Below are 26996 nucleotides of genomic sequence, written 5' to 3' on the forward strand. Positions count from 1 at the left end.
TTCTTTGTTTTTCTGCGTTTCCGTTTCGAACTACGCTGGAAAAGCTCTTGAAAAAATTCTCCAATTATATCAACAATAAGCCAAATGAAGAATTCAATTATCCATTCAAAAATAATCATTTTATCCTCCCAGTTTTTAGTTGAATTATGGTGTAAAACATACTAATTTTTTAAAAATAGCGCATAATTGTGTATATTTAAAGAAAAAGATAAAAAATGAGTATCTGGTGCAGGTTCTCATTTTTTAAACAAAAAGCGATTGGGTAAAGGGGCCCAATCGCTTTTCCAGTGATAGCGTGATAATCCGTTATTTCTTCTTGCTTTTTCGTTCATCGAGTTCGGAAATGACTATAACGATAATGATGAGGGTGCTTAGGGCTGCCCAGACAATCGTAGACATTTTGTTCACTCCTCAAACTTAGTCTTCGGTCATGTGGCCTTTGCTCTTCTTATAAAAGTAAATGGGTAGGCCGATTGCTGTAAGAAGAAGCCCGATACCAGCATTTATTGGTTGCGTGAATAAAGTATTGAGCACGATAAACAGTCCGCCAACAATCGCGATAATTGGAATGATGGGGTAAAGCGGTACTTTATACGGGCGTGCCATATCTGGTTCTCGTTTCCGCAAAATGAAGACAGCGATAAATACGAGGGTGTAGAAAATCCAAATAACAAAAATTAACATATCTGTTAATTGATTGAACTGTCCAGAGAAAATCATGATGATGGAAATGATTAAAACAACAATTCCGCTGTTGTAAGGAACAGCCGTTTTACCTAGTTTTGCAAACCAACTGCTGAATGGAAGTTGGTTGCGGATAGCCATCGCATAAGGGATACGAATGCCCGTCATTGTGTAGCCGTTAATCGTACCGAACACGGAAATTAAAATTCCAATCGTAATCAGTTTTCCGCCAATAGAGCCAAAGATGATATTGGCTACGTCAGCTGCCGGAGTTGCAGTCGCTGCTAGGGCTGTTGCAGGCATAACCATTAAGTAGGCAATATTAATTAGTAAGTACACGGCCATAACAACCGTTAAGCCTAAAACAATTGCTTTTGGCAAATCTTTTTTAGGGTTTTTCATTTCGCCGGCAATATTACCGACGTGAATCCATCCGTCATAAGCGAACATGGTAGCAACTAAACCAGAACCTAGACTTGTTAGGAAAGGGTGGTCTTCCACGCTCATTGGAAATAGTCTAAATGCGACATCTCCTTGATGAAATAAGCCGAAAATAATAATAAGTGCTAAAGGTAACAGCTTACATACAGTTGTAACAGCTTGAAGTGAACCAGCTACTTTGGCCCCTAAAAAGTTCATACACATGATAAATATAGCCGCCGCAATTGCAACAGGAATAATAATTGCGTCACTTGTACCAAAAAGGTTGGCTACTTGAGTTGCAAAAATAATAGAAAGCGCCGCAATGTTTGCCGGGAAATAAATGACAGTTTGCGCCCAGCCAAGCATGTAGGAAGCTAGTTTACCATAGGTCTTTCTTAAATAAACAATCATACCGCCTGTTTCAGGGATTGCAGCGGATAATTCAGCGGCTGTCAAGCCACCGCAGATCGTAATGACGCCACCAAGAATCCATGCAAGCAATCCTAGACCGGCAGTTCCCGTAGCAGAAAACACGGCTTCAGGCTTAAAAAATACGCCAGAACCGATAACTGTACCGATAACGACAGTAAGTGCCGTGAAAAAGCCAATTTCTTTTTTTAATTTCTGATTTTCCATATTTTTCTCCCTACTGTTTGTGAATCTGAAAAAATAGCCTCACAAACATTTTTAGTCATTCTAAAAAGTTGTTTAGAGCGGAATATCTCACTTTGTTACACTATCATTTTCTAATTTTTCTGCAAGCTTTTCAAGCATATCTTTCGTCATTCGGTCTAAATCGAACTTTGGATCAAAGTCCCATTCATTTTTTGCACAGCTAGCATCTAGCGAATCAGGCCAAGAGTCAGCAATACTTTGGCGGACTGGGTCAACGTCGTAGTTCATTTTAAATTCAGGAATCACCTTGCGAATCGAAGCGGCAATTTGTTCTGGATCAAAACTCATCGCGGTGATATTAAAGGCGTTACGGTGAACTAGGCGCGACGGATCAGCTTCAAGCAATTTCACAATCGCATCAATGGCATCTGGCATATACATCATGTCCATGTAAGTGCCTTTCCCAATGAACGACGTATAACTTTTTTTCTTGAGCGCTTCGTAATAAATATCGACCGCATAGTCCGTGGTTCCACCGCCAGGAAGTGTCGTGTAGGAAATTAATCCAGGGAAACGAACGCCACGAGTGTCGACACCGAACTTGGAGTAGTAGTAGTCGCACAATAATTCACCGGCCACTTTTGTTACGCCGTACATGGTCGTCGGACGTTGTAGAGTGTCTTGCGGTGTATTCACAGCAGGCGTACCGGGGCCAAATGAGCCGATGGAGCTAGGCGTGAAAAATTTTAAATTTAGTTCGCGTGCCACTTCAAGCGCGTTGACGAGGCCGCCCATGTTTAAATTCCAAGCAAGTTGCGGTTTCGCTTCCGCTACAGCAGATAAAAGTGCCGCTAAATGAATGAGTGTATCCACATCGTATTTTTTTGCAAGTTCGAGCATGCTTGCTTGGTTGGTGACGTCCAGAATTTCAAAGATACCTTCATTACAAACGGGGCTATCAATGCGGCGGATATCAGTTGCGATGACATTTTCTTCGCCGTAGTCATGACGTAAACGCATCGTAAGTTCAGAACCAATTTGACCTAAGCAACCAGTAATTAGAATTTTTTTCATTGTAAAAACCTCCGGACAAATTATTTTGAAAGATAAATCATTTTGATGATATAATGATAGTGTTAATAATTTTTTATAGGCGGGACTAAGCGCATTTTGGACGATGTAATGCTTAGCCTCGCTTTTTTATTGCAAGGAAATTGTAATTTATGAAATAACGTTTAGTTCTCTACCTACTTTTGCATAAACTTTAAGTACTTCATCTAGCATTTCTTTTGTATGTGCCGCAGTTGGCATGTTGCGAACACGACCAGTGCCTTTTGGAACGGTAGGGAAGACAATGGATTTTGCATAAACGCCTTCTTCAAGCAAGCGACGAGAGAACTTTTGCGTTAAGTTTTCGTCACCGATAATGCAAGGGGTAATAGGCGTTTCAGAATGCCCGATATCAAAGCCTAAATCTTTTAAGCCAGCTTTTAAATATTTGCCGTTATTCCAAAGCTTTTCAATGGTTTCAGGCTCATTTTCCATAATGTTGATGGCTTCGATACATGCAGCAGCCGATGATGGTGTGAGAGATGTCGAAAACAAGAATGGTCTTGCACGCACTTTTAGCCAGTCAATTAGTTGTTTTGAACCGGCAACGTATCCGCCCACCACACCAATCGCTTTGGACAGTGTCCCGATTTGAAAATCAATTTTATCCGAGAGACCGAAATGTTTCACTGTTCCTGCACCGTTTCCCATGACACCAGAACCATGAGCGTCATCCACGTAGGTGATTAAGCCAAATTCTTCGGCGATCTCAACGATTTCAGGGAGTTTGGCGACATCGCCGTCCATTGAGAATACGCCATCGCAAATGTACATTACTTTTTCATATTGACCGCTTTCGGTTGCTTCTTTGGCAAGCTCGCGCAAATGATCCATATCTTGATGGCGGGCGCGAATGACTTTAGCTCCGGATAGGCGACAACCGTCGATAATGGATGCGTGATTCAGCTCATCTGAAATGATGGCATCTTTTTTGGTCATAACGGCGGAAATGGCGCCCATGTTGCAGTTGAAACCAGATTGGAAAGCAATTGCTGCTTCGGTATGTTTGAACTCTGCGATGCGTTTTTCAAGTTCATCGTGAATGGTCATTGTGCCGTTAATTGTGCGGACAGCACCAGCGCCGACGCCGTATTCTTTTGTCGCTTCGATGGCTTTTTCTTTTAGGCGCGCATCATTTGAAAAACCAAGATAGTTGTTGGAAGATAAATTAATAAGTTCTTTATCATGGATTTTAACTTTTGCGCCATTCGGGCCTTGAATGGAATCAATTTCATTGTATAAACCTTGTTCACGTAATGCAGCAAGCTGTGGTGTTAGAAAATCATTTAAAACTTTGGACATTTTCATGATTCCTCCTCTTTTTTTTATATTAACATGCCTATTTGCCGAATAAGGTTGGCACGGATAAACATGATAATGACAATTTTAGAATGGAAAACCTAAATTTTCTGTACGATACGTATTTTTATGTTCTAAAAATTCTTCTAAATACGTTGAAAATAGTGATGCGATTTTTTCCTTGTCGCCCGATTCTGCAAGCAAAATCGCGGCATCATCTTCCGTCAAAACGGTCAACAAGTAAGTTGTAATTTCAAGCAGTTCGGCATTAAGTTCGTAAGGTAGCATAAAAATCATCACAGTAGATATGGCGGACTTTAAGCCGTCCTCAATCTGGAAATCGAGCGAATGCTTTAGTGTGAAAACGTGGGTTGAAGCTGTTTTCACGTTATCATTTACAAGAAAGTAGGCAGAATTTGCGCCGCCAGAAATGACTTTTTGCTTCGCCTCGAGGGAGCTCAATTTCTTAAAGATTTTTTCGGGTGAAAGGTCAGGTTCTTTGTTCGCGATGGACTGACTGAACGAACGCAAGTTATCCTCTTTGTTTCGCGTCATGTCACTGCCTTGTTCGATGTAAAGGGACTCCAAGAAGGAAATAATCAGCCCGTAAAATTGATGCATATTTTTTAAGCTAGCAAGCGTTTCAGGTAGCTTTTTTGAGTTGTCTTGAAGACTCGGAAAGTCGACATAATTGCCTTTTGCGCCCACGATTTTTTCAAGTTTATGTTTGAGTTCTTTAATTTCAGCATCAGAAATGAAGATGCTAATTCGTTCGTAGTCCATTTTGAAATCGGTTAAATCCGTTGTGGAAAGGACAATATCATATTTATGTAAATCGGTTTCTTTCACGAGTTCAAGTGGTGTCACAAACTTAATTTTTTGTAATTTTGGCAGACGCTTGCGAAATCTGGCGCGGAGCCATGTGCTAACGCCATTACTTCTAGAGGTCACAATTAGTGCACTGTAGGGTCTTAAATTCTCGGATTGGATGATCGCCGCTTCGAAATGGAGCACGATGAAACCTGTTTCTTCTTCAGGTAGCTTTTTAAACGGATAAAGCTCGGATGCGACGCGTTGTACAATGTTAAACAAGTCACCAAACTCACTTTTAATCAAAGGTAAAAGCGGGTTGCTTAGTGGCATTTTTTTCTTTAAGCGGATAAGCGAATATTGAATGTGTTCCGTTAAGCCTTTTAGCAGGGACATTTGGGACAGCGGCAGTTCGATTTCTCTTGCGACGCGGGAAATGAGTTTTTTTGCGATTCGAATGGCTTGTACTTTTTCGTTGCGATAAAAAACATCTTCGCCATGACGAATTTCTGCTTCGAGAACTTGCATGGTTAACTCGGTAATCTCTGCTTCTGGAATGGTTTGTTCAGGTAAGCAGTCTTTTAAAATGCGTTCAGCGATATCGTATTCGGGATAATCTTGTAGAAATATATGATTGTCGCTTTTTTTAGAAATGATTTTCCCTTTTGAAATTTGCTTCACTGTAATCAGAAGGTAGATGAGCAAATCAACAAGTGAATCATTGTCGACTTCATAAGATAGTTTTTTCATCCAGCGTGTTAAGGTTCGGTCAGCTAATTCAAGCAATTGGAAGTCGATAAAATGGCTTAAAAATTCATCATTATTTTGAGTCGGAACGCCGTCTAACGTATCCACAAAATATTGATAAAGTTTCAGCTTCGGCATGGTCATTAGTAAGAGTTCGCGCAACAATTCGCGCTTTTCAATGACAGAAGCATCTAAATGGACGCCGATGCCGCGCTTTCGCTCGATGCGAATTTTTCCGTCCCACTCTTCTTCAATTTTTGTGAGATCACTTCCGACAGTTGCAACGGTAACCGAAAGTTCACTAGCCAGCGCAATAAGTTTGACAGGCTCGTTCGTCGTTAAAAGCACACGCAAAATAAATTGCTGTCTTTCAAGCGGCGTAAATTCATTTCCGATTAAATCAAGCAAAGTAGAACGAACATGTTCCCGGTCATGAAGCGAGCCGCTAACGGATAATTTACTACCTTTCCGAATAAGCGAAAGCCCAAAGCTTTCAAGGGTTTGCTTGACTTCATCCAAATCACGGCGCACAGTTCGCTCGCTGACATCAAGGTCATTTGCAAGCTGCTGAATCGAAATGTCACCTTTTTCAGGAAGTATTTTTTCTAAAATAATGCGAGATCTAGCAGATAGGTACATATATTTTCTTCCTTTCGCAGAACTTCATTCGCAGTTTCTTTCAAAGGGTAAATAAATGTAACCCGATAAAACGCTTTTTGAATAAAACGGAAATTTTATTCGCGCTTCTGGAATAATTTACCTTACACCTTTATCCTATGACTCCGCTTACAGATAAGCAATATAAACAAATCTCTAATTTGTCCAGTTTTTTTTGCCAAAGTTTGGACAAAGTTTTATCAAACGTTGAAAATGAAGCTCAAAAGGATTTAAAATTCCTTCAAAGAGGAAGGATTTTCAATTTTGTGAATTTGTTATCAAATCCAAATTAGTTAATGAGCAAACTATTTTAGTATGCCTGTAAAATCTTTCTATCTAACTAGCATAACAGGTGCAGACGCATATTTAAAGCTTGAAAATATACATCAATTAAATTTTTCGGAGCATTCAGTAACCCTCCGGCTTTAGTTCAAGAGGACTGTAATCGCTTTCGTTACATGCGTTTAAAAGATTGAAATAAAAGTGTGAGAATAACGAGCTCATCTGTAAGGCTGCTATAAATTGAAAGCAAGGGGAAAAATGGTTTTCGTGATCCATTATGGAAAGTTATCCCTTAAAATGGCATGCAACAGAAATGATTAATAATAAAAAAAACGTCCGAGCATGGCTCGGACGTTTTTTTACTGTGGATTCATTTCCATATGGAAAAGTTCGAAAATGTGACCATTGATATCGTAAAAGCTTTTCGAATACATGCCTTGTTCGTCCATGAGATATCCCTTTTTAGCCCCAGCATTGACAGCTTTTTCGTAAAGTTCATCCACTTCAGCCCGTGTGTCAAATGTAAGTGCGTTGATGACAGCCGTTGTTTTTCTGTAATCAGGAAGTTCTGACGCAGGCAGGAACTGTTTGAAGAATGGTTCCACTAGTAACATAACGAAAGTCGTTTCGTTCAGAATCATGCAAGTCGCGTTTTCATCGGTAAAATCCGCATTAAATTTGAAACCTAGTTCCGTGTAAAAAGCAATGGATTCATTTAAATCCTTCACAGGTAAATTAATGAAAGTCATTTTTACATTTGGCATTCTCTTTTCCTCCTAAAAAAGCACCTAGCGTATTGCCGGGTGCTTTGATTTATTTTGCTCAATCTAAAATTCTCCGATGGAATTGTTGCTTTTGTTCCGTGGCTGGCTTATTGTTTACATGGTTTTTTTCAGCAAACTGATGGTGGGAATTTTCTTTTGGCAAGGCATCACTCATTTTGGGTGCTTTCTTCGCTGTCCGAACTGAATTCGTTTTAATATCTGCCATTCTGGAAATCCTCCTTTTCAAAGCGCTTTGATTACTCATTTTCCCGATTTCCCTGTTTCAAAACGTTACGTTTTAAAGTATAATGAGTTACAAATGCAACTAAAATTTAAAACACTCAATATAATGTAGACAAATTGCAAATAGGTATTGCAAACGTTTTCTTTATATACTATAATAAAACAAGAATTGTAGGATTGTTACTGTTCGGCAGGCAAAACCTGAATTAATTCGAAGACTATTGTTTTTTTGTAGTTTTGGAATTAGTTTGGGTTTTTTCTTTTGAAAGGATGGTTAAGACAAATGGAGATCATAAAAATCTTAAACAATAATGTTGTCGTTGCCGAAGACGGAGAGGCCAAGGAAATTGTTGTTATGGGGCGTGGATTAGCTTTTCAAAAGAAAGTCGGAGATGAAGTTGACGAGACGAAAATTGAAAAGACCTTTGTAATGGAGTCACATGAGCTTTCCGAAAAGCTTTCTGAATTACTAAGCGAAATATCCGCCAAACATTTGCGAGTCGCTGATGACATCGTACAGTATGCAAAGGAAAAACTAGGCGCCGAACTTAGCGCCAACATTTACTTGACACTTACCGATCACATTAATTTTGCGCTGTCCCGCTATAAACAAGGCATTAACCTGAAAAACGCATTACTTTGGGAAATCAAACGCTTTTATCAACCCGAATACCAAGTTGGTTTAAAAGCACTTGGCATTATCCAAGAAGAGTTCGGTTATTTGCTAGATGAAGATGAAGCCGGCTTCATCGCACTGCATATCGTGAACGCACGCCAAGACGGCCAACAAATGACCACCACAGTCACAATGACGCAAATTGTTCAAGATATTTTAAACATCGTAACGTATCATTATGGTATGGTCTTAGATGAAACCTCGCTCAATTACACACGTTTTGTGACGCACCTTCAATATTTTGCTCAAAGAATGCTGCTGGACGAAGTCGTTGATTCTGGCGATGATTTTCTGTTTGAACAAGTCCAAATCAAATATCCAGAAGCATTTAAATGCACCCAAAAAATTGATGCCTATTTAAAAAATACCCATCATGCCTCCTTAACGCGTGATGAACAAGTTTATTTAACGATTCATATTTATCGCGTAACAGAACGCAACTCCCTTTAACTCATATGTAATGCATTACATAAAAAAAAGCAGCGATTAAACACCGCCGCCTGACGCAGAATGCTAGTCAAAAATAAGTGGACTCTTACTTTTGATAGGAATAACCTTACAATTGTTTGGTATATTTCGACTAGCGTTCTTTTTGATATGTAACATTAAGTTACGCCCTTTTGTAGTAATGTGATAGCTTGTATTTGTCTGTCCATATGCTCGAAGTACATACCCGTATTCTTCCAGTTTATACAATACTTCAAGAATATGATTTTTGTTTAAATCTGTTTCGCGCTCTATTTTTGGTAATTCTTGTTGCAAATAATCCATCTCCAGACAATGAGAATCTAAGAAATGTAAAATTTTAAAAATCTGCACGTAAACATAGCCGTTCATTTTGTCACCCCATTAAAGTCTATGACTACCTCAACTTCTTTATCCCGTACGCCTTTTATTCAACGAAAGCAAAGTTACAATCCTATCAATTTTAGTATACAACATTTATGGATATAAAACTAATTATATAATTTGCAGATTTTTATAAAACAAAGGGAAGTGTTTTATGTAAAAAAAGACATCTTTTTGAAAAGAAAGTATAAAATGTTATTTGGTTGTGAAATTAAGTACGAAAAAAAGGGATAATTACATTGACAAAAGACAAATGAATTGTTACGTTTGTGTTACGTGGGCGATTGGGGGGCGTTTGCAAAAAAAGGGTTTTTAAAAATAGAAAAAGGGGTTTGAACATGAAAAAAATATGGAAAAAGGGACTGCTCAGTTTAATGTCGGCAAGTCTTGTTTTGTCGCTTATTCCACCATACATAGGATTTGCTGAGGAGGATGTAGCGAGTAAGGATGACACAAATAAGACAGAACAAAAGCCAACAGAAGTAAAAGATGAAAGAACGGAAACAGAAATTGTATATGACAATCATGACGGAAGTTTTACAAAGCAAATTTTTTCAGAACCTGTTCATGTAGAAGTTGACGGAGAGATGGAACGTGTCGATCCAGATTTGGAAAAAGATACGGTAACGGAGAAGATTACTCCGAAGCAAACACAAATAAACATTGAATTTTTTGAAAACATGGAGAATGGAGTTTATCAAAAATTAACGCAAAGTGGTGCAGAAGTGACATTTGCGCTGAAATCCGCTAGACAAGGTGAGACAGAAATTTTAACCGAAAATCAAAAGGCAACTTTTGAAGACAATGAGGTTACATATAAAAAGGTGCTTCCGGATACTGATTTAAGACATTTTACATTTAATCAGTCAGTAAAGGAAGACCTCGTTTTACATGAAAAAAATGAGCTCGATACGTATGTATACCAAATTGAAACAAAACTACATGTCAAGCAAGCGGAAAATGGCGATATCGTCTTTGAAAATAAAACAGGCGACACCATTTATACATTACCGAAACCAGTTATGGCAGATTCGAATATTGGCGAGGAATCGGGTGAAGCTGTTACATCAGAAGCGGCACATTTCGAATTAAAGCCACTTACGAAAACGGTTTATGAATTGCAATTGAAGGTAGATACAGAATGGCTTAATGATCCAGAGCGGGTATATCCTGTTTATATTGATCCTTCTGTTCGAATTGATGATATTTATAATGCGAATATTAATTCTGCAAGCACAACAGAAAATAACATTGGGAGTAAACTATGGGATTCTGGTCAGAATGCCTATACACTGAAACTCGGAAAGTGGGATAATTCAACAGGAAATAACGCTGCTTTCTTAAAAATGGATACTTCTACATTAAACAAAGCATCCATTTCAAAAGCCACTTTAAAGCTTTATAATATTTGGCACATGTCGCCGACTTTAAAAAATGATATTTGGTATTATGAAGCCAATGCTAACTGGTCTCCGTGGCAAGTTACATGGGCAAACCAACCAAGTGGAACACGCCTAGGGAGCGTAGATGTTGGTCGTGGACAATGGGCGAGCTTAGATGTGACGAGTACGGTTCAAGCATGGGCAAGTGGAGTACGACCAAATTACGGTTTTCGCCTAGGGACAAATATTGACCAAAATTACTGGAAGAAAATAGTTGCAAGTGAAAATAATACAAACTATCCTTACTTGGAAGTGACGTATACCTATGCCCAGCCCGAGAAACCAACTGTAAAGACATATTCGAACGGGGTTGGCATGGGTACAGGTTACATGGATTTATCTTGGAAGGCAGTTCCAGGTGCGACAAGTTACAATATTGTTATTTCTAATGGTTATAACTATGAATATTTTAACACTGGGAGTTCGGCAACAACTTGGAGCACAAAAGATAAGAAAATTTTCCCGACTGCTGCCGAAATTGCAGACGGTGAATTTTATTTTCACCATGATGGGAAAGGAACCGAATTTGCTCTTGATCCGCGGGAATTATATGAGAACGGCTATTTAGCAGGAAGTGGCTTTGGACTACGCAATTTAACGCGCTATTTATTCCGTGTGCAGGCAGTTTATCCAGGCGGTGAAAGCCCAAACTCCGATTTGGTTTTTGCCTACATGCCGATTGAAAAGCCAAAAGCGCCTGTTGCGAAAGCTTATTCCAATTTGGCACATAAGGAAACGGGGTATGTCGAGTTAAATTGGGAGCCAAGCCCGATGGCGGATGGATATAAAGTCCTTGCCTACAACGGAAAAACGTACGAACAATATGATGTAGGCACGGCGACAAAATGGACAACGCAAAATAAAGGGATTTGGCCGACAAACGCAGAAATTGCAGATGGCAAGTTTGCACTTCATAAAGACGGAAGTGGTGCAGAACTTGCAAGAGACCCTTCGCCAGTCTACCGAAATACAGGCGGCATTTACGGGGAACGGAAAAATTATTGGTTCCGCGTAATTGCTTATCAAAAGGCGGGCAACAATGCGGAAAGTGCGCAATCTGATCCTGCTACGCCAGTCATTCCAGAGGCTGTGAATAAACAGCTTGGTATGGCGGATTACTGGACGAGCGTACCTGTACGCGGCGGGGAAGTTAATGCGACAAATGGGAATTTCTTGTTCCATGAAACGGATTTCGAACTCGCAGGACGCGGACCAAGCATTAATGTGGACCGAACGTTTAATAGTCAAGACGAGGCAATTGGGATTTTTGGGAAAGGTTGGACAAGTACGTTAGAGGAAAAACTTGTAGAAGAAGCGAATGGCGATATTATTTGGGTTGAATCGGACAAGAAAATCCATCGTTTTACTAAAAAAGGGGATTCTTATACGGCGCCATCTGGTATTTATTCGGAAGTTTCTAAAACGGCGGACGGCTTTTTGAAAGTGGAAGAAGATAAATCTGAAACACGTTTTCTTCCAGATGGTCGTTTAGTTTCTGAGAAAGATACGAAAGGGAATCAGCTGACATATGTGTATGCAGATGGCAAGCTTGCGAGTTTACGTGATGCGTCTGGTCGGACGGTGACGCTCACTTATGACGGCGATTTAGTGACGAAACTTGTTGGTCCTTTGGGGCGGACGATTAGTTATACGTATAATGGGAATCAGGAGCTTGTAAGTTCCTCTACGGCGCGTGGTAAAGTCTACCGATACGGCTACAAAGATGGGTTGCTAACGGCGATTTATGATCCGAAACATACGGATGCTAAACCTTATGAAACGACATTTGTTTATGAGGATGAAAAGCTGACGGAGATTACGGATCCGGTCGGGAAAAAGACGACGCTTTCTTATGATAAGGAAAAACATCAAACGACTTTAACAAATGAGAAAAAGAAAAAAACGATTTATGAGTATAACGATGCAGGAAATCCGAAAAAGGAAATTGTGGATGCGGATGGATTGAAGCTGACAACAACCTACACGTATGAATCAAATAATTTAACAAAAGAAGTCAATCCAAAAGGGCAGGAAGAAACGTATACGTATGATGCAGATGGAAATGTGACGCAGATGACGGATGCTTATGGTACGGAATCTTACACGTATAATGACAACAATGATGTGACGAGTGCAACGGATACGGAAGGCCGTAAGACGACGGTGGCGTATGACGGAGCGGATGCGGTGTCGGAAACATTGGCGACGGAAGCACAAGTCTCTTCTGTTACTCAATACGATAGTTACGGAAATCCGATTCGCGGTAGCGGAGAGCTCTCTTCTGGCGGAAATTTAGTTCAAAATAGTGGGTTTGAAAAAGGAACGAGTCTTTCGAACTGGACACTCATACAATCGAATGCAAAGGGTGGCATTACATTTGATAACACGCAAATGGCACCTGGTGCGCTTGGTGGCAGTGGTTCAGTGAAGGTGACTAGCGAGGCGCTTACAACGGATAAAGGCTATTCGGCGGCAACACAGCGCGTTGATGTGGATCCAGAAACAACGTATACATTTAGTGCATGGACTAAAACATCGGGAATGACAAACGCGGATGGTCTTTTGATTGCTAGATTACAAGATGCGAATGCGAAAGATGTAACGGATGGAAGTGTCTGGCAGTCGAATCGTCCAACTTCGATTAAAAATAATAGCGGCTGGGTAAAACGCCAACTGACATTTAAAACATCAAAAAATACGCGTCAAGTGTTGCTTTACCTAGACAACGAGCAAGCTGCACCAAATAAAGGAAAAGGCACGATTTGGTATGATAATGTTCAACTCGAAAAAGGTAGCGTAGCATCTAGCTACAATCCAGTCGTAAACAACAGTTTTGAAGACCATAATGGTACGCTTCCAGCAGGATGGGCTCGTACGGGAAATACAGCTTTATCCCAAGCTAAAGTGGTTGATAATGAAAGCTTTAGTGGCGACAGCGCGGTTTATTTTGAACGGAAGGCGACGAGCGAAGCGCATACACACATGCTTCAAGATGTCGCTATCAATCAAAAAGAAGCAAAGGCACTCACGTTAACCGCATTATCTAAGTCAGAAAATGCCAAAGTAAACGGCGCGACTACAGTGATGTCCAATGATTATTCCATTTGTGGGACGATTTATTATCAAGATGGAACGGCTTCCTATGTACAAGGGCAATTCCCGCTCGGTACAAACGACTGGAACCGAAGCGCTGTAGTTATAAAACCTGCAAAACCAATTCAATCCATTAAAATCTACACATTATTCCGTAATGGCTTAACTGGAAAAGCTTGGTTTGACGATGTTCGCGTCATAGAAGGCGAAGTGCTCACACGCGAAGAGTATGATGCATCAGGCAACTACGTGACGGCAAGTTACGACGAAGAAGGCCGTAAAATTAGCTTTACCTATGATGCATACGGCAACAAAACTTCAGAAACGGACGAAAAAGGCAACAAAAAAACGCTCACCTACGATGCCGACAACGCTCTAACGAACACAACACTCGCAAACGGCACATCAGTCGCGTACAAATATGACGACAACGGCAACACCACAGAGAAAAATGTTACCGCTTCTGGAAAAACGCAAAAGAATAGTTATGCCTACGACGTAGACAACAAGATTACAGCGTTCACCGATGCACTTGGGCGGACAATTCAGTACGAATATGATGCAAGCGGCAATGAGACAAAGGCTATCATGCCAAATGGGCGCGTAACCGAAAGTACGTACGATTCAGCAGACCGCACGAGCGGCATCAAGTGGAACAACGAACCAGCGTTTAAATTCCAGTACGATCCAAACGGCAACCAAACAAAAGTCACCGACGAAATTAATGGTATCGTGACGGACAAAACATACGACGACGCAGACCGTATCACAAAAGTGACCGAACGCGGCGGTCAAATCAGCTATTCCTACAAAGACAAGCCAACACAAAACAACAAAGGCAAAACCGACAAAGTGGCCGACGTTTCCATTAGCCACGGCGACTATACCGCCAAAACAAGCTACACGTACAACGATTTAGACCAAAACACCCGCGTGAACGACGGCAGTAAAAACGCCTATTTTGAGTTCGACGAGTTCGGCAACATTGGCTTATACACAGCAGGTAACGGCACAGCCGCAAACTATGTGTATGATAGCACCCAAAAAGTAACGAATGTGGCAATTGGCGATGCAGAAGGCGACCTCATTTTAGACGAGAGCTATACGTACGATGCAGCAAGCAACCGTACAAATATCGACAACAAAAAAAGTGGAAAAACTACCTATGAATACGATGCCGTTAATCAATTGACGAAAGAAAGCTTGCCAGACGGCACCGTCAAATCCTACACGTATGATGGTTTTGGAAACCGCACGCAAGTTCAAATAACTGGTTCAGAATCGAAGACCACTGCCGCCACGTTCAATGACGGCAACCAGCTTGTGCAATTTGGTGGCGATAGACTGACTTATGATACTAATGGCAACCGAACGAGTGACGGAAAATTCAATTATACGTGGGACACAGGCGACCGTTTAATCAGCGTTACAAAAAAAGGTGAAAATAGTCCATTTGTCCGTTATACTTATGATGATGACAACCGCCGCTTATCCAAAACAGTGGACGGTGTGACAACCAATTATCATTATGATGGTGACAGCATCGATGTGCTGTATGAAACGGATAGCGCAGGAAAAGTGCTCCGCCAATATGTCTATTCCGACAGCAATATCCGCCTAGCCATGAAAATGAATGGCAAAACACTGTACTATCACTACAATGCACATGGTGACGTCATTGCTATGACAGATGAAAACGGCAAAGTGGTCGCGGAATACGCCTACGATGCATGGGGCGTTGTTCTTAAAAACACAGCCACAACAACCGAGACAAAAGCCAATCCATATCTATATGCAGGTTATACGTATGACAAAGAAATCGAACAGTATTACTTGATGGCGCGCTACTATGAACCAGAACAAGGCGTGTTCACCGCCTACGACCCAGACCCAGGCGACGAAGACGACCCACAGACGATGAATGGGTATAATTATGCGAATAATAATCCTGTGATGATGATTGATCCAGATGGAAATATTGCATGGTGGGTGGTAGCAGGAGTTTCAGGGGCTGCTTGGGAAGTCGGAAAGTATTATTGGAAAAATAGAGGAAAAAAGAAGAGCTTTAAAGGAGTTGCAAAGGCAGCTGGGTGGGGTGCAATTAAAGGTATAGGACAAACTGGTTTATTCCGTGTTGTTGGATTAGGCAGTAAGATAACAGCAGCTACCAAACTATTTTCAAAAAAGAAATACGGGAATATTGCTTTTGCGAAGCGTGTGAAAAAGAATTATAAGACAATGCGTTATACAGTGAATCAAAACATAAAATCATTAAAGAAACAACCTGTGAAACATTTAAAAAGAACTTTAGATTGGAGAGCGGGTAAGAGTTATAGAAAATTAGTTAAAAAAAAATACTCTCAATTCAAGAATTTTATTAATAAAAGAAAAAAGAAATAACTAAGAGGAGGAAATATCTTGAAAATTTTAATGTCCATTCTAATGTTTATTTTCTCTGTTCTTCCAATAATTTCATCATTCTTGTTGTTTTCTCAATCTGGATATAAAAAACAAGACTCGATACCTATTGTTATATTTAATCTAAGCCTAATTCTTATCTCACTAGCACTCTCGTATTTTGCTATGCTCTCATGGTATTCTGATGTCGGCGTATGTCAATTTTTTACGTTACTTTTTGTAGTGATAGCGAGCATTATTATTTTTATTGGAGTTAGTAAATTTTCTACAGCAAAAAAATGGAAATATATATTATTGGCAGTGTGGACATTATTTCTAATCTTTTTTGAGGTTTATTTCATTATGATAGATTTTGAAATAATCTAGTTACTTAAAAGAAAGCTTTTCAAAGTGTATTCAATAAATGAGTATGGCTGTTATACAGGAGTAAATCCTGAAATTCCTCTTCTGTTTTTTGTTTTCTCTGTCCTAAACTCTACAAACACTCGAAACATATACTATAAAAGAACTGATAAAAAGCTCAAACAAATCAAAGAGAAGATGAAATAAGTTGGTGAGTTTAACACGAAGATTAATATAGAATATGAATCACAAATAAATGCTAATCTAAGAAAAGCATTCTCACTTTTTAGTAACTGGTATGAAAAAGAAAATCTATCTGCCGGTGAGTTAACGTTAAAAGTCAATTGTGTAAATGGTACTGGAGATTTGTCTCTAGTATCATTTACAAATGGTAAAGAGAAAGTGTACAATATCAAATATTTTATGAGTCCTTTGAAGATGATTTATCTGCTCTTGATCCTTTTTTAGAGTTTTTGCTTAAAGGGGTACTTTATGTTATAAATCCAACTTCAAAAGGGAAGGCTTTAAAAAAACGAATAAGGGCTTTGCTATTACAGTTTCAAGAGACACTTTTTAATGAATTTCCACCAATCTCAAAAATCACTGCTCAAAAAAATCAAGTGTCAGTAGCTGGTTTGCGCGTTCGAATGGATACGGGAATAGGTTTAGAAGAAAAGCAGAAAATAAGTCAATTAATAAAATGGATTCACGAAAACACAGAGTTTCCAACTCGTTTGAATTTATATATATAAAATGCCTTTGTTTCAGATAAATTGGGTGAGTTTATTTGGCCAAATCATGAATACCGTTCACCTAGGATTGTGATCTATTTTTTATCTGCAAAAGGAGATTTAGAAGAAGTATTCTTAACGATTCTTCATGAAATTTTCCACTATAAAGAGTGGCTGGATGGAAAACGGATTTTGAATGAGGAGGAGGCGGAAGAATATGCGGAAGAAAAACTCGAGTGTTTTGAATTGAATGAGATGTATAAGTTTCATGGCTTAAAATATCGAATGAATGTGTCTTCGAAAACATTACATGAAGAAAGTCTAAAAATTCTTAAGTATTATAAAAGAAATTATCATTTCTGCGATGGATTAAAAGTGACAATTAGGCAAAATAATCAAATTGCTAGTAAAAATAATTTCAATACGTTGATTCCATATATTACTCCAGGGAAAGTGACGCTATTTATCCTGCCTTCATTACAATTAAAAAATTATTTTATTTAATTAGCGAACAAGTGACTCTTTTTTTTCGTTATATGGAAGATAAGGATATTGAGAAAAAAAAGCATATTGAAAGAAATAGAAACAGATTATAAGGAATTTTTAGAATAAGGTGGAATGTCAAAAGATAAAAGACCTGTTTTTTTAAAAAGTAGCAGCAGGAACTTCTATATAAAGGTTAATCCCGCTTAATGGCTCGCTACTATGAACCATCCCAAGGCGTGTTCACTGCCTATGACCCAGACCCAGGCGACGAAGACGACCCGCAGACAATGAATGGGTATAATTATGCGAATAATAATCCTGTGATGTATGTGGATTCGGATGGGAATTTTGCATTTGTAATTCCAGTTGTTTATTGGGGTTATGGTGCAGCGATTGCGGCGACTCCTGTGGTTGGCTATGGCATCGGCAAAGGGAGTAAATGGGCTTGGAAAAAGACGGGAAAATTCCGAAAACAGTGCGGAACTTTGTGGAAGTATAGAAAACCGATTAGAAAAGCAACAGTTAGAACAGTAGGTAAGATGTGGAAACGTTCAATAAGTAAGTTTTCTAAAGGTGGAAAGAAAAATGTTAGAGATTCAGGATTAATGGGTCTATCTAATGTGGAAATACTCGCAAGATATAAATCGGCAACAGGAGCTGCTAAAAAAAGGTATGAAAAAGAATTAAAAGCAAGGGGGTTCAAAAATGTACAAAAAAGGAAAGGAAAATGATGTATGGATGAAAAGACTGCTATCTGATAATGAAATTGATATAGAGATAGTGGAAGAATTTATTGGACGCCTTAATAATGATGAACAGTTAGAAAAGTTGTTACAACTTATTAACTCTCAAAATAGAGATGTTAAATTATATGCTTATGAGGAGTTAATTCGCTTCTCGGATGAAAAAGTTTTAAAAGCTGCCCGTAAAGGTTTACAAGAAGATGACGAGTTAGTTCGAATTGCGGCTGTAGAAATCATTCAAGAAAAAAAAGATTTTAAACAATTGGAAGAATTAATGAAATTACTAAAAAGTGATGATGATGAACTAGTAAGATGTTTTTCTGGAGAAGCTATTGGATTTTTGAGTGAGCAGTTGATAAGGTTTTTGGAAGAAAGGGTATCACTTGAAGAAGGGAATGTTGCAATTGTGGGTATTTATAATGCTCTTTATAGGTTGGGTAAAAAAGAATATCTCAAATCTTTATTGTTATTGCTAGAGGATGATTATCATATAATAGTTATACGAACTATTATAACTTTAAAGAGTATTTTAAATCCAGAAAATCAAAATTTAATTTTGAATAAAATAGTAGAGATGAAAGGTATTAACTTACCTATTTCAATTCAGGAGGCATTAGAACATTATTTTCCAGAGAGTTAATTAAACAACAGATAAGTATACAAAGCTAACTTTACAAAAGGGGTTTCTACAGTATTGTACTTAGGAACTCCTTTTAGGGGCCATAACTAGCATCTTAGAATAAATTGGGCATTCTGGAATATTCAGACAATATTGGGGTAGCGTATTGCTAATATGTTCCAATTGTAGGTATTTACGGCGTATGCTCCTTATTCAGGGGGGGATGAAGATGACCCACAAATGATGAATGGGTATAATTATGTGGGAAATAACCCGGTAAATAAAATCGATCCTGATGGACATTTCTGGCAGTATGTTGCAGCTGCTGGTATTGGTGCAGCGTTTGGTGCAGGTAAATACTATATTAAAAATAGGCTTAAAGGAAAAAAATCAACTTGGAAGGGCGCTGGTAAGGCAGCGCTTATAGGAGCTGGGAAAGGAGTGCTATCAGTTGGGGTAGGTAGAGTGTTGGGGTTTGCGAAAAAGGGGAAATATATTGCTAGAGCCATTAAAACAAAAAAACAATCCAAAATTTTAAGCAGTATGGTAGGCATGCAGTAAGATTTGTTAAAAATCCTAAAAAATACTGCGGGTAAGCGTTTAGTTGGAATAAGGAAAGCAAGGTATAATTCTTTGAAAGCCCGGACATTTAGAAACTCGAATGCAATAAAAAAAGCTTGGTAAGATTATTAGGATGGTGAGAAATGGATTTTATTTTAGATGTTGTCATTAATTTTGTAGCATTTGTCAATTTTATACTTCCTTCTGCTAAGTTGAAAGTAAAGGAACAGTATATTGAAAAAATCATAGCAATATCTGGACTGATAGGTATGTCAATGGTAGGAATAGGCTTCTTCATTTCAGGAACAGATAAGGTGTATGAATATATGTATGTTATTTTATTAGTAGAAATATGTATATTTTTAGCCAATATAGTTATAAATAATTTGATTCGGTGGAGACCCACAAATAGGATAAGAAATATTAGTATTTTAGTTTTAATAATAACTAATATGCTTGTATATATTAGTTATATAGTTTTGACATTTGTTATATAGGCTTCATAGTTATATTGAAAATGCTTATAAAAAATAGTGTGAAGTCAGGTTCCTATATGTTTTATACTTGAAGTCTAAGTCATTGTTTGATTATCAGGTAGATGAAAAAGTCGAAAAGATTGCCTTCTTTTCGACTTTTTCATGTGGTTGTGCGACCTTAGGTTAAGGGGCCAAGGAGCAAGTGAGCAGAAAAATGTGGTAAAAACGAATATTAATACATAAAGAAATCAGCGTCACAAAAAAAGGTGAAAATAGTCCATTTGTCCGTTATACTTATGATGATGACAACCGCCGCTTATCCAAAACAGTGGACGGTGTGACAATCAATTATCATTATGATGGTGACAGCATCGATGTACTGTATGAAACGGATAGCGCAGGAAAAGTAATCCGCCAGTATGTTTATTCCGACAACAACATTCGCCTCGCGATGAAAATGAATGGCAAAACCCTTTATTATCACTACAACGCGCATGGTGATGTAGTGGCGCTGACAGATGAAAACGGCAAAGTTGTCGCGAAGTATGCCTATGATGCCTGGGGCGTTGTTCTTAAAAACATAGCCACAACAAGCGAGGCACGCGCCAATCCGTATCTGTACGCTGGTTATACGTATGACAAAGAAATCGAACAATACTACTTAATGGCCCGCTACTATGAACCAGAACAAGGCGTGCTTACTGCCTACGCCCCAGACCCAGGCGACGAAGACGACCCGCAAACGATGAATGGGTATAACTATACGAATAATAATCCTGTGATGATGATTGATCCAGATGGAAATATTGCATGGTGGGCTGTAGCCGCTGCGGCAGGATCAGCTTATGAGGTAGGTAAATATTTGTATAAGAATAGGAACAAAGGCTATTCTGCTAACGGTGTATTTGGCGCTGTAGTAAAAGGTGGATTAAATGGTGTTTGGAAGACAGGCGTTGGACGAGTTTTTGGGCTTGGTGGAATGACTAGAGTGGGAATGAAAATTATAAAGAAGAAAAAATTATATAAATCAGTTTGGACAAATGCTAAAAGTTTATACAGAAATCCAGGGAAGCATTTGAAAAGAACTTTAATCAATAAAAATGTTACTAAAAAAAGCAAAAGAAACTATTCAAGATTAAGAAGCCGTATTAATAATGATAAATTGAACCGTTTTTACAAAAAGAAAAAATTTTACAAAGGCAAAGCTGTTAAAAAGAGAAGGAAGTGATTAGAATTACCTTTTTGACGAAAATAATGATAAGTTTGTTGTGTACAGTGGTCACCTTATATAGTGGCTATATATATATAGTTATCGGAGAGGGGAAACTAGGTATTTCCAAATGGAGTTATAGGACTTTTTCCGCTCTTAGTTTCCTGTCATTTCTCTATTTATCTGTCATGTCTTTTATATTTTTTGTTACTTGGGATGTGCGAGACGATAAAATACTCTATCAATCCGTGATATTCGTGATTCTAACGATATTATTAAACCTTCTGTTTTTTAAGAAGCCGAAAAGTAAACTGTTATTAGTGATTTCGATATTATGGTGTCTGGGCATTGTTTTCTATGCTGTGTATGTATTCAATGTGAAATTTTTGCTAGAAGGAATTTTTGAATTTAAATTTGGGAGTATAAATATTGAATTGGCTTTATTGTGTATGATGGTGGTTTTAGCTTCAGCTTATTTGATAAAGTTAAATACTGATGTATCACGTTGGATGGTAAAAGTATTGTTTGTCATCAATTTGGGTACTCTCGTATGTGGTTTGACTTTGTCATTTGCAGTATTATTTGTTAAAGAAAATCGAATTTGGTTACCGCTATTTAGTTTGTTGATAACAATTCTATTTTTACTTTTAGTTTATCGAATAAAAAATAAAAAAATTTTTATAATGGTAACCACTTGGAATTTAATAATGAGTGTGTATTTTTTGTCTTTAATTTTTGTATCTTTTGACAACTAATTCATTGAAAACGACTTCTCTGAATGATGATAATAAGGGTTGATTCGCATAAAAACCATTATAATTAAACATTTTTTATTTCAAAAATCAAATTCCTGGTGCACCTGCTAAATCCACTCATGCATCGGGAATTTGAAACAAGTTATTGAAAAGGCAAAACTATAGAATTTTCCATCAAGATAATGGAAGTGTTGATAGATATGGAGGTATAGTAATAACAGGGATGTAACTTTAATTGAATATCATAGTATCGATATTCAAAAAAATCAAATCAAATTCCACTTAGTGTATCCAGATTTTAATAAGAAAATAGAGCTAATTTTTAATAAAGTTTGTGGTTTTTATTTTGTAAATGGATATGAAACAAGCCGATATTCTACAGAAGATTATGAATACGGAGAGAAAAGGGAATTATTATCAGTAGTATATGATAACTCAAAGGAATAAAAATTAATAATTAAATCCAGAGATACTTTTTATAATGGTTTTGATGCTAACTTTAATTTTACTTTAGAATTTATGGAGGGGCTTTTGCTAATTGAAGCCGATGAAATAAAAGTTGATGGCGAAGAATACAATAATCTACTTGAGCATATTGAATTGTAGAGTTCTTTTGGTGCCTAGGAAGTTGTCCTGAAAGGTATAGCTAGAACAACCTAGGCACATGCTAACCCGCATCTGTACGTACTACAAGGAAACAAATAATATTGCTTAGCGCGTTACTATGAGTCAGAATAAGATTTGTTTATCACCACACCTCAGACTCAGGCGATGAATAGGTACGATTATGGTCAAAATAACCCCGTTATGCACGTTGACCCTGATGGACATTGGGTTTGGCTCGCAATAAATGCCGGTTTTGCAGCTTATGACGGCTATAAAGCTTATAAAAAGACGAAAAGTTGGAAAAAAGCATTAATTGCAGGTGGAAAAGGTGCGCTTAGTGGTAAGTTTAAGCTGGCTAAGAGAGCAGTAAAAGCCACTAGATATATAGGTAATATTAAGCCTGGATTTAAAGTTAAAATAAACTACCTAAGACCGGGACGTTATGCAAAAGGATCAATAAAAGCTACAAGCAGAAGCTCTAGGTTAAACAAAGTCCCAAGAGCAAAGCTCAATAAAATTGGCAATCGAAACGGATGCCACAGTTGTGGTGTCAGACGTCCAGGAACAAAGTCAGGGAATTGGATTGCAGACCATCAACTCCCTACAGCCTTGGCAAGAGGGAGGTCACAACGTTTGTATCCACACTGTACCCGGTGTACATCGAGACAAGATGCACAGGTAAGAGTTCTGAAAAAAAAGCGGAGGTAGGGTGATTCAATTTGGAAAATAACTTTTTGAAAGTATTAGATGAGAGCGCAATAAATTATGATTTCCCGATGCTAGATAATGAGAACATTCCTATGATAGCTTGCAAGCTATCTTTATATTCAGATACAATTGAGTGGATACTTTTTATTGAAATACTTTCTATAAGACAAAGTGTCGAAAATAATGTTTATGCGTATGGCTCTAATATTGACTTTCAAGGATTACAGTTTTGTTATGATGACTATTTGAAAGTTTATTCAAATGGGCAGATTCTTGGGCTAGGAGAGCTAATAAAAAAAGAAATCGAAGGAAAAAATCTTAAAATATGCATAAATAAAAGAAAAAATATTGATCTAAGCGCTCAGTATATGTCATTTAATAAACTTGATGAAAATTATCTTTTAAGAAGCATTTATGAAGAACATTCAGAAGAGTTTTGGTTGGATAAAGAGGAGCTGTTTAAAACCATCTCAAAACCTATATTAGGGCTTCTTTTTGAAACAGAAGCATGGGAGCATCCTGATATAGCTAATGAAAAGCTGCCAAGTACTTCTCCATTTTTTCAATCTTTGGCTAAAAAATTAAAAAATCCTGATGTAACTGTTGCCTTAGGTGATATTAATACGCACTGGCTAAATTGGTATTTTAAAAGAGAGCAACAAGTTCAAAATGGATTGTTTGAAGAACAAGAAGTATCTTTAAATCAGTTGAAAGATAAATATCACTTAGTAAGAATTAAAAAAGCATGTTATTTAACTTTTTCAAGCATGGTAGATCGAAGTTCGCTTGTTTATAAACAATATAAAGATAGTATAATTAACGGATTTATTTTAAATGAACTAGATGAGGCAGAGGAAGATTTAGTAGAACTTGGAATAAACTTTAGCAAAAAAGGAGGAATTATTTGTATTCCTGAAGTAGATGAAGATGTTATAGAGTTATTTGAAATAGATGCTGATCAAGGTGGATTGAGGTATATTTTCATTAATGAAGCAGGCGTTTATGACGAGAATGAACAACTTATTGAAATGCTTGTGGGAGGAAAATGCTTCATTTGGGAAATTTATGGAGATGGAGCATTCCTTGTAGAGTGGTAAATTTAAAGTTTCTTGAATGTTGTTGTACAGAGATTGTAGTGATGAGACTGGGACTTTTTGCCAGCTTCATCTTTACAGATCACTGGATATACTAACCAAGGGATAAACCAAGCTATTTCTAGAAACAATAGAGGGGTAAAACCCTCTGCTATTTTGCATACTATTAAATATCCTAAAAAAACTTCTGTAAGGCGAGGGGGGAAAGGGATGGCATATAAGTTAAGTGGCAAGAAAAGTACAGTAGTGGTTAGCAAACGAGGAAAGATAATAACAACATATGGAAAGGGAAAGGGAAATACAAGGTTAAGGAAGGCGAAAAAATAATATGAAAATAGAAGACCGAGAATTGTTAGATTTAATTCTATCTGAGTATCATGTGAGATTGAAGTGGGGAGAGATTGAGAGGTTAAATGAAAAGGAAAAAGAACAAATAAAAGAAATCCTTTTAGAGTATTTTATCAAGTATGGTTTAGACGAAAATGATGAGGCAACTAAGTATGGAAAGCAAATAGATAATTTGATTGATTATTTTTAAATTTGGACGAAATCATTCAGTAGGAACAGATTCTTAAAAATTATTTGAGTGTAAATAATAAATCCTAGTTTTTTTATTTATACAGTTTTTCTTTTTGGAATCATGAATAGAATATAAAAAAAGCCTATACTCAAGTTGATGGGGGACGCAAGCTGTGAAACTTGGTTTAGTAGTAATTGACAAAAAAGGAGATTTTCTATTAAAAGAAAGTATCCCAGTAAAGCAACCGGGAAGTATGGGGTTAGATATACTAGAAAATATTAACTATTATGTTGAGGACTATGAATCTCAATCCATTAGATTTTATTGCAGGGAAATTGAAGTTATGGGATCGGTTGGATAAATAATGCCCAGCTTAGAAGCTAATACGAGTAACTATATCTAATGAACGTAGCTATCTTTTTCAGACAAGAAAAAGTAGATTCTAATTTAAAAGTTGTAGTCCATTATGCGTACTTTTACTCAAAGTTTTAGATGCACTTGTTATCCCATGTATCTAAAACTTCAGATTAACATTTAAAAAGGAGAAGTTATGAAAAAATATCCGCACATTCATTTGTCATTTGCACATGTTTTTACAGCTGATGAGTATTACCGGGTTTATTTTTACGAAAATACACTTGTTTTTGTAAAACTAGGCGGGCAGTTTCATCATGAAAATTTACTTGAACAGGCAGGGCTTTTTGGCGCCATTTTATTCTATATTCCGTACAAAATAGCTAGAAGGCGACAGGAAAAACGAGAGGCTCATGTGGATGCTGTTTTAGTGAAAAAAGGAATGAAAGCTTTACTTAGCGAACGGAAAAGTTTTCAGTTGAAGCAATCTGAAATCAACAAAATTATTTTCCGAACAAATTGGAAGACGCAAATTTTTTCAAACTATGACAAGCACTTACTTCTTTTGAAAAATGATGGAACTTGCCTAAAGGCAGCCATTTCATTTGGGCAATCGAAGAATTATGTTATCGGGAAATTGATGAAAAACGGTTTTTTAGTGGAGGAAGAAGATGAATAAAGAGGAGTTTTTGGAATACCAACCAATTCAAAATCAAGGTTTTGTAGGAGATATTTCGTTTGAAGACTGGGAATACGGGCAGGACGTTTTTAGCGATATGCAAAAAATCGTTGCCAGTGACGCGGCAACCATAATTTTTCCAGAAAAAAGAAGTGTAAAACAATTTTTGCGAGAGGAAAATATTCCTTTTAAGGTGCATATGGCGGAAGTTTATTTACACTCGCCAAGCCCTTTTCATGTGGTTAAAATCCTTGAAGAGTATTGCGTTTACGGCTTTTGTAAATATATGACACTATTTTTAGGTAACCCATGTGAATTTCGTTTAGAGCAATTTGGGAAAAAAGGAGGATGGGACATTGGCCGATATTTAAACGGCCATTCAGTTGGGCTAACGTTACTTGAAAATGAGCCAACACTCTATGTGTCCGCCCAAAATGAACAGGACTGTGAAAACTTCATTCAGCTAATCGAACAACGTTTAGATGATAAAATCGTTCCGTTTATGGACTATAAGGAAACTAATTTAGGCGGCATTTTAGTCCCGCCGGCATTTTTAAAAGAGTTTAATTTGCCAGTCGAAAAATTTCGTATTTCTGCGCGGCTTTTAAATAGCCCCAATGCAGGAAATGATGATGCGCTCCCCCAATTGTTTGTAGGCGATAATCTTCAAATGATTGCGATTGCTAGTTCGTACGATGACACATTGGATGAGTTGGGAATTGATTATCATTTGGATAATAGAATGTTACTTTCGGAACCTATAGCGGCTGAAAGGCGTGAAGCAACAATTAATCAGCTGCATAAAGAAAGCTTTTTAGAGCGGGTTTATCTTTTTTATGGGAATAATCCGGATGTTAAAGTAAGGAAAAATCAAACGAATTCTTTTTTGAAAAAATTGTTTTCATATAAATCGTTTTTGGATTTTAATTTAGAAGAAGGCGGGAAAGCCGTTATTCTTTTGTTTGATGGTGAACTTGCGGTTATGTTTGAAAATGTATAA

18 protein-coding genes and 2 pseudogenes are annotated in these 26996 nt (G+C 37.7%); 13 read left to right on the forward strand and 7 right to left on the reverse strand.

The window, feature by feature from the left end; translation table 11 throughout:
* Nucleotides 1-417: 417 nt before the first annotated feature.
* The 6 genes from CFS04_RS08585 to CFS04_RS12970 form a co-directional block, all read right to left on the reverse strand.
* Nucleotides 418-1743 carry an APC family permease gene (locus tag CFS04_RS08585; RefSeq protein ID WP_088810252.1) on the reverse strand — a complete coding sequence of 442 codons (1326 nt, stop codon included), beginning with the start codon at nucleotides 1741-1743 and terminating at the stop codon, nucleotides 418-420.
* 87 nt (nucleotides 1744-1830) lie between these two features.
* Nucleotides 1831-2796 carry an L-threonine 3-dehydrogenase gene (locus tag CFS04_RS08590; protein ID WP_088810254.1) on the reverse strand — a complete coding sequence of 322 codons (966 nt, stop codon included), beginning with the start codon at nucleotides 2794-2796 and terminating at the stop codon, nucleotides 1831-1833.
* 147 nt (nucleotides 2797-2943) lie between these two features.
* On the reverse strand, nucleotides 2944-4134 hold the full coding sequence (locus CFS04_RS08595) for a glycine C-acetyltransferase (RefSeq protein ID WP_088810385.1): 1191 nt from the start codon (nucleotides 4132-4134) through the stop codon (nucleotides 2944-2946).
* 84 nt (nucleotides 4135-4218) lie between these two features.
* Nucleotides 4219-6327, reverse strand: coding sequence for a transcription antiterminator (locus CFS04_RS08600; protein ID WP_088810256.1), 2109 nt, complete (start codon nucleotides 6325-6327; stop codon nucleotides 4219-4221).
* Between the two features lie 659 nt (nucleotides 6328-6986).
* Nucleotides 6987-7391 carry a VOC family protein gene (locus tag CFS04_RS08605; RefSeq protein ID WP_088810258.1) on the reverse strand — a complete coding sequence of 135 codons (405 nt, stop codon included), beginning with the start codon at nucleotides 7389-7391 and terminating at the stop codon, nucleotides 6987-6989.
* A 58-nt stretch (nucleotides 7392-7449) separates the two neighbouring features.
* Nucleotides 7450-7617 carry a hypothetical protein gene (locus tag CFS04_RS12970; RefSeq protein ID WP_159457892.1) on the reverse strand — a complete coding sequence of 56 codons (168 nt, stop codon included), beginning with the start codon at nucleotides 7615-7617 and terminating at the stop codon, nucleotides 7450-7452.
* Nucleotides 7618-7917: 300 nt separating this feature from the next.
* On the opposite strand from CFS04_RS12970, the gene licT reads away from it, so the two are divergent.
* On the forward strand, nucleotides 7918-8760 hold the full coding sequence (gene licT / locus CFS04_RS08610; protein ID WP_088810260.1) for a BglG family transcription antiterminator LicT: 843 nt from the start codon (nucleotides 7918-7920) through the stop codon (nucleotides 8758-8760).
* Between the two features lie 63 nt (nucleotides 8761-8823).
* On the opposite strand, the gene CFS04_RS08615 is transcribed toward licT, so the two are convergent.
* On the reverse strand, nucleotides 8824-9147 hold the full coding sequence (locus tag CFS04_RS08615; RefSeq protein ID WP_159457891.1) for a DUF3116 family protein: 324 nt from the start codon (nucleotides 9145-9147) through the stop codon (nucleotides 8824-8826).
* Nucleotides 9148-9497: 350 nt separating this feature from the next.
* Between CFS04_RS08615 and CFS04_RS08620 the strand changes: the two genes are divergently transcribed.
* The 12 genes and pseudogenes from CFS04_RS08620 to CFS04_RS08700 all read left to right on the forward strand — a co-directional run bounded on the left by CFS04_RS08620 (nucleotide 9498) and on the right by CFS04_RS08700 (nucleotide 26996).
* The gene (locus tag CFS04_RS08620) at nucleotides 9498-16094 is read left to right on the forward strand and encodes a DNRLRE domain-containing protein (protein ID WP_088810262.1); all 6597 of its coding nucleotides are present in this window, start codon (nucleotides 9498-9500) and stop codon (nucleotides 16092-16094) included.
* A 1181-nt stretch (nucleotides 16095-17275) separates the two neighbouring features.
* On the forward strand, nucleotides 17276-17689 hold the full coding sequence (locus CFS04_RS08635; RefSeq protein WP_088810267.1) for a hypothetical protein: 414 nt from the start codon (nucleotides 17276-17278) through the stop codon (nucleotides 17687-17689).
* Between the two features lie 185 nt (nucleotides 17690-17874).
* Nucleotides 17875-18022: pseudogene (locus CFS04_RS13180) on the forward strand (RHS repeat-associated core domain-containing protein); the annotation flags it as partial.
* A gap of 354 nt (nucleotides 18023-18376) precedes the next feature.
* Complete coding sequence (locus CFS04_RS08645) at nucleotides 18377-19054, forward strand: HEAT repeat domain-containing protein (protein ID WP_088810268.1); 678 nt, start codon at nucleotides 18377-18379, stop codon at nucleotides 19052-19054.
* Nucleotides 19055-19273: 219 nt separating this feature from the next.
* Entirely contained in the window at nucleotides 19274-19594 is a 321-nt protein-coding gene (locus tag CFS04_RS08650; protein ID WP_088814589.1) for a hypothetical protein, read from the forward strand.
* Between the two features lie 143 nt (nucleotides 19595-19737).
* Nucleotides 19738-20091 carry a hypothetical protein gene (locus CFS04_RS08655; RefSeq protein WP_088810272.1) on the forward strand — a complete coding sequence of 118 codons (354 nt, stop codon included), beginning with the start codon at nucleotides 19738-19740 and terminating at the stop codon, nucleotides 20089-20091.
* A 229-nt stretch (nucleotides 20092-20320) separates the two neighbouring features.
* Nucleotides 20321-21019, forward strand: a pseudogene (locus CFS04_RS13105) (RHS repeat-associated core domain-containing protein); the annotation flags it as partial.
* 2341 nt (nucleotides 21020-23360) lie between these two features.
* Entirely contained in the window at nucleotides 23361-24446 is a 1086-nt protein-coding gene (locus CFS04_RS08675; protein ID WP_088810276.1) for a hypothetical protein, read from the forward strand.
* 325 nt (nucleotides 24447-24771) lie between these two features.
* On the forward strand, nucleotides 24772-24981 hold the full coding sequence (locus CFS04_RS08685; RefSeq protein WP_088810278.1) for a hypothetical protein: 210 nt from the start codon (nucleotides 24772-24774) through the stop codon (nucleotides 24979-24981).
* A gap of 154 nt (nucleotides 24982-25135) precedes the next feature.
* A complete protein-coding gene (locus CFS04_RS08690; protein WP_088810279.1) occupies nucleotides 25136-25324 on the forward strand; it encodes a hypothetical protein in 189 nt (62 codons plus the stop codon).
* 189 nt (nucleotides 25325-25513) lie between these two features.
* On the forward strand, nucleotides 25514-25996 hold the full coding sequence (locus CFS04_RS08695) for a hypothetical protein (protein WP_088810281.1): 483 nt from the start codon (nucleotides 25514-25516) through the stop codon (nucleotides 25994-25996).
* Entirely contained in the window at nucleotides 25989-26996 is a 1008-nt protein-coding gene (locus tag CFS04_RS08700; protein WP_088810282.1) for a hypothetical protein, read from the forward strand. The genes CFS04_RS08695 and CFS04_RS08700 overlap by 8 nt, the downstream gene beginning before the upstream one ends.

This window comes from Listeria sp. ILCC796, assembly GCF_900186175.1.
GTDB classification, from domain to species: domain Bacteria; phylum Bacillota; class Bacilli; order Lactobacillales; family Listeriaceae; genus Listeria; species Listeria goaensis.

Coding starts and splice junctions, on each gene's coding strand:
- licT (WP_088810260.1), top strand. CDS start 7,918: ATGGAGATCATAAAAATCTTAAACAATAATGTTGTCGTTGCCGAAGAC.
- CFS04_RS08685 (WP_088810278.1), top strand. CDS start 24,772: ATGAAAATAGAAGACCGAGAATTGTTAGATTTAATTCTATCTGAGTAT.
- CFS04_RS08700 (WP_088810282.1), top strand. CDS start 25,989: ATGAATAAAGAGGAGTTTTTGGAATACCAACCAATTCAAAATCAAGGT.
- CFS04_RS08585 (WP_088810252.1), bottom strand. CDS start 1,743: ATGGAAAATCAGAAATTAAAAAAAGAAATTGGCTTTTTCACGGCACTT.
- CFS04_RS12970 (WP_159457892.1), bottom strand. CDS start 7,617: ATGGCAGATATTAAAACGAATTCAGTTCGGACAGCGAAGAAAGCACCC.
- CFS04_RS08595 (WP_088810385.1), bottom strand. CDS start 4,134: ATGTCCAAAGTTTTAAATGATTTTCTAACACCACAGCTTGCTGCATTA.
- CFS04_RS08605 (WP_088810258.1), bottom strand. CDS start 7,391: ATGCCAAATGTAAAAATGACTTTCATTAATTTACCTGTGAAGGATTTA.
- CFS04_RS08615 (WP_159457891.1), bottom strand. CDS start 9,147: ATGAACGGCTATGTTTACGTGCAGATTTTTAAAATTTTACATTTCTTA.
- CFS04_RS08695 (WP_088810281.1), top strand. CDS start 25,514: ATGAAAAAATATCCGCACATTCATTTGTCATTTGCACATGTTTTTACA.
- CFS04_RS08655 (WP_088810272.1), top strand. CDS start 19,738: ATGGATTTTATTTTAGATGTTGTCATTAATTTTGTAGCATTTGTCAAT.
- CFS04_RS08620 (WP_088810262.1), top strand. CDS start 9,498: ATGAAAAAAATATGGAAAAAGGGACTGCTCAGTTTAATGTCGGCAAGT.
- CFS04_RS08650 (WP_088814589.1), top strand. CDS start 19,274: ATGATGAATGGGTATAATTATGTGGGAAATAACCCGGTAAATAAAATC.
- CFS04_RS08600 (WP_088810256.1), bottom strand. CDS start 6,327: ATGTACCTATCTGCTAGATCTCGCATTATTTTAGAAAAAATACTTCCT.
- CFS04_RS08645 (WP_088810268.1), top strand. CDS start 18,377: ATGTACAAAAAAGGAAAGGAAAATGATGTATGGATGAAAAGACTGCTA.
- CFS04_RS08590 (WP_088810254.1), bottom strand. CDS start 2,796: ATGAAAAAAATTCTAATTACTGGTTGCTTAGGTCAAATTGGTTCTGAA.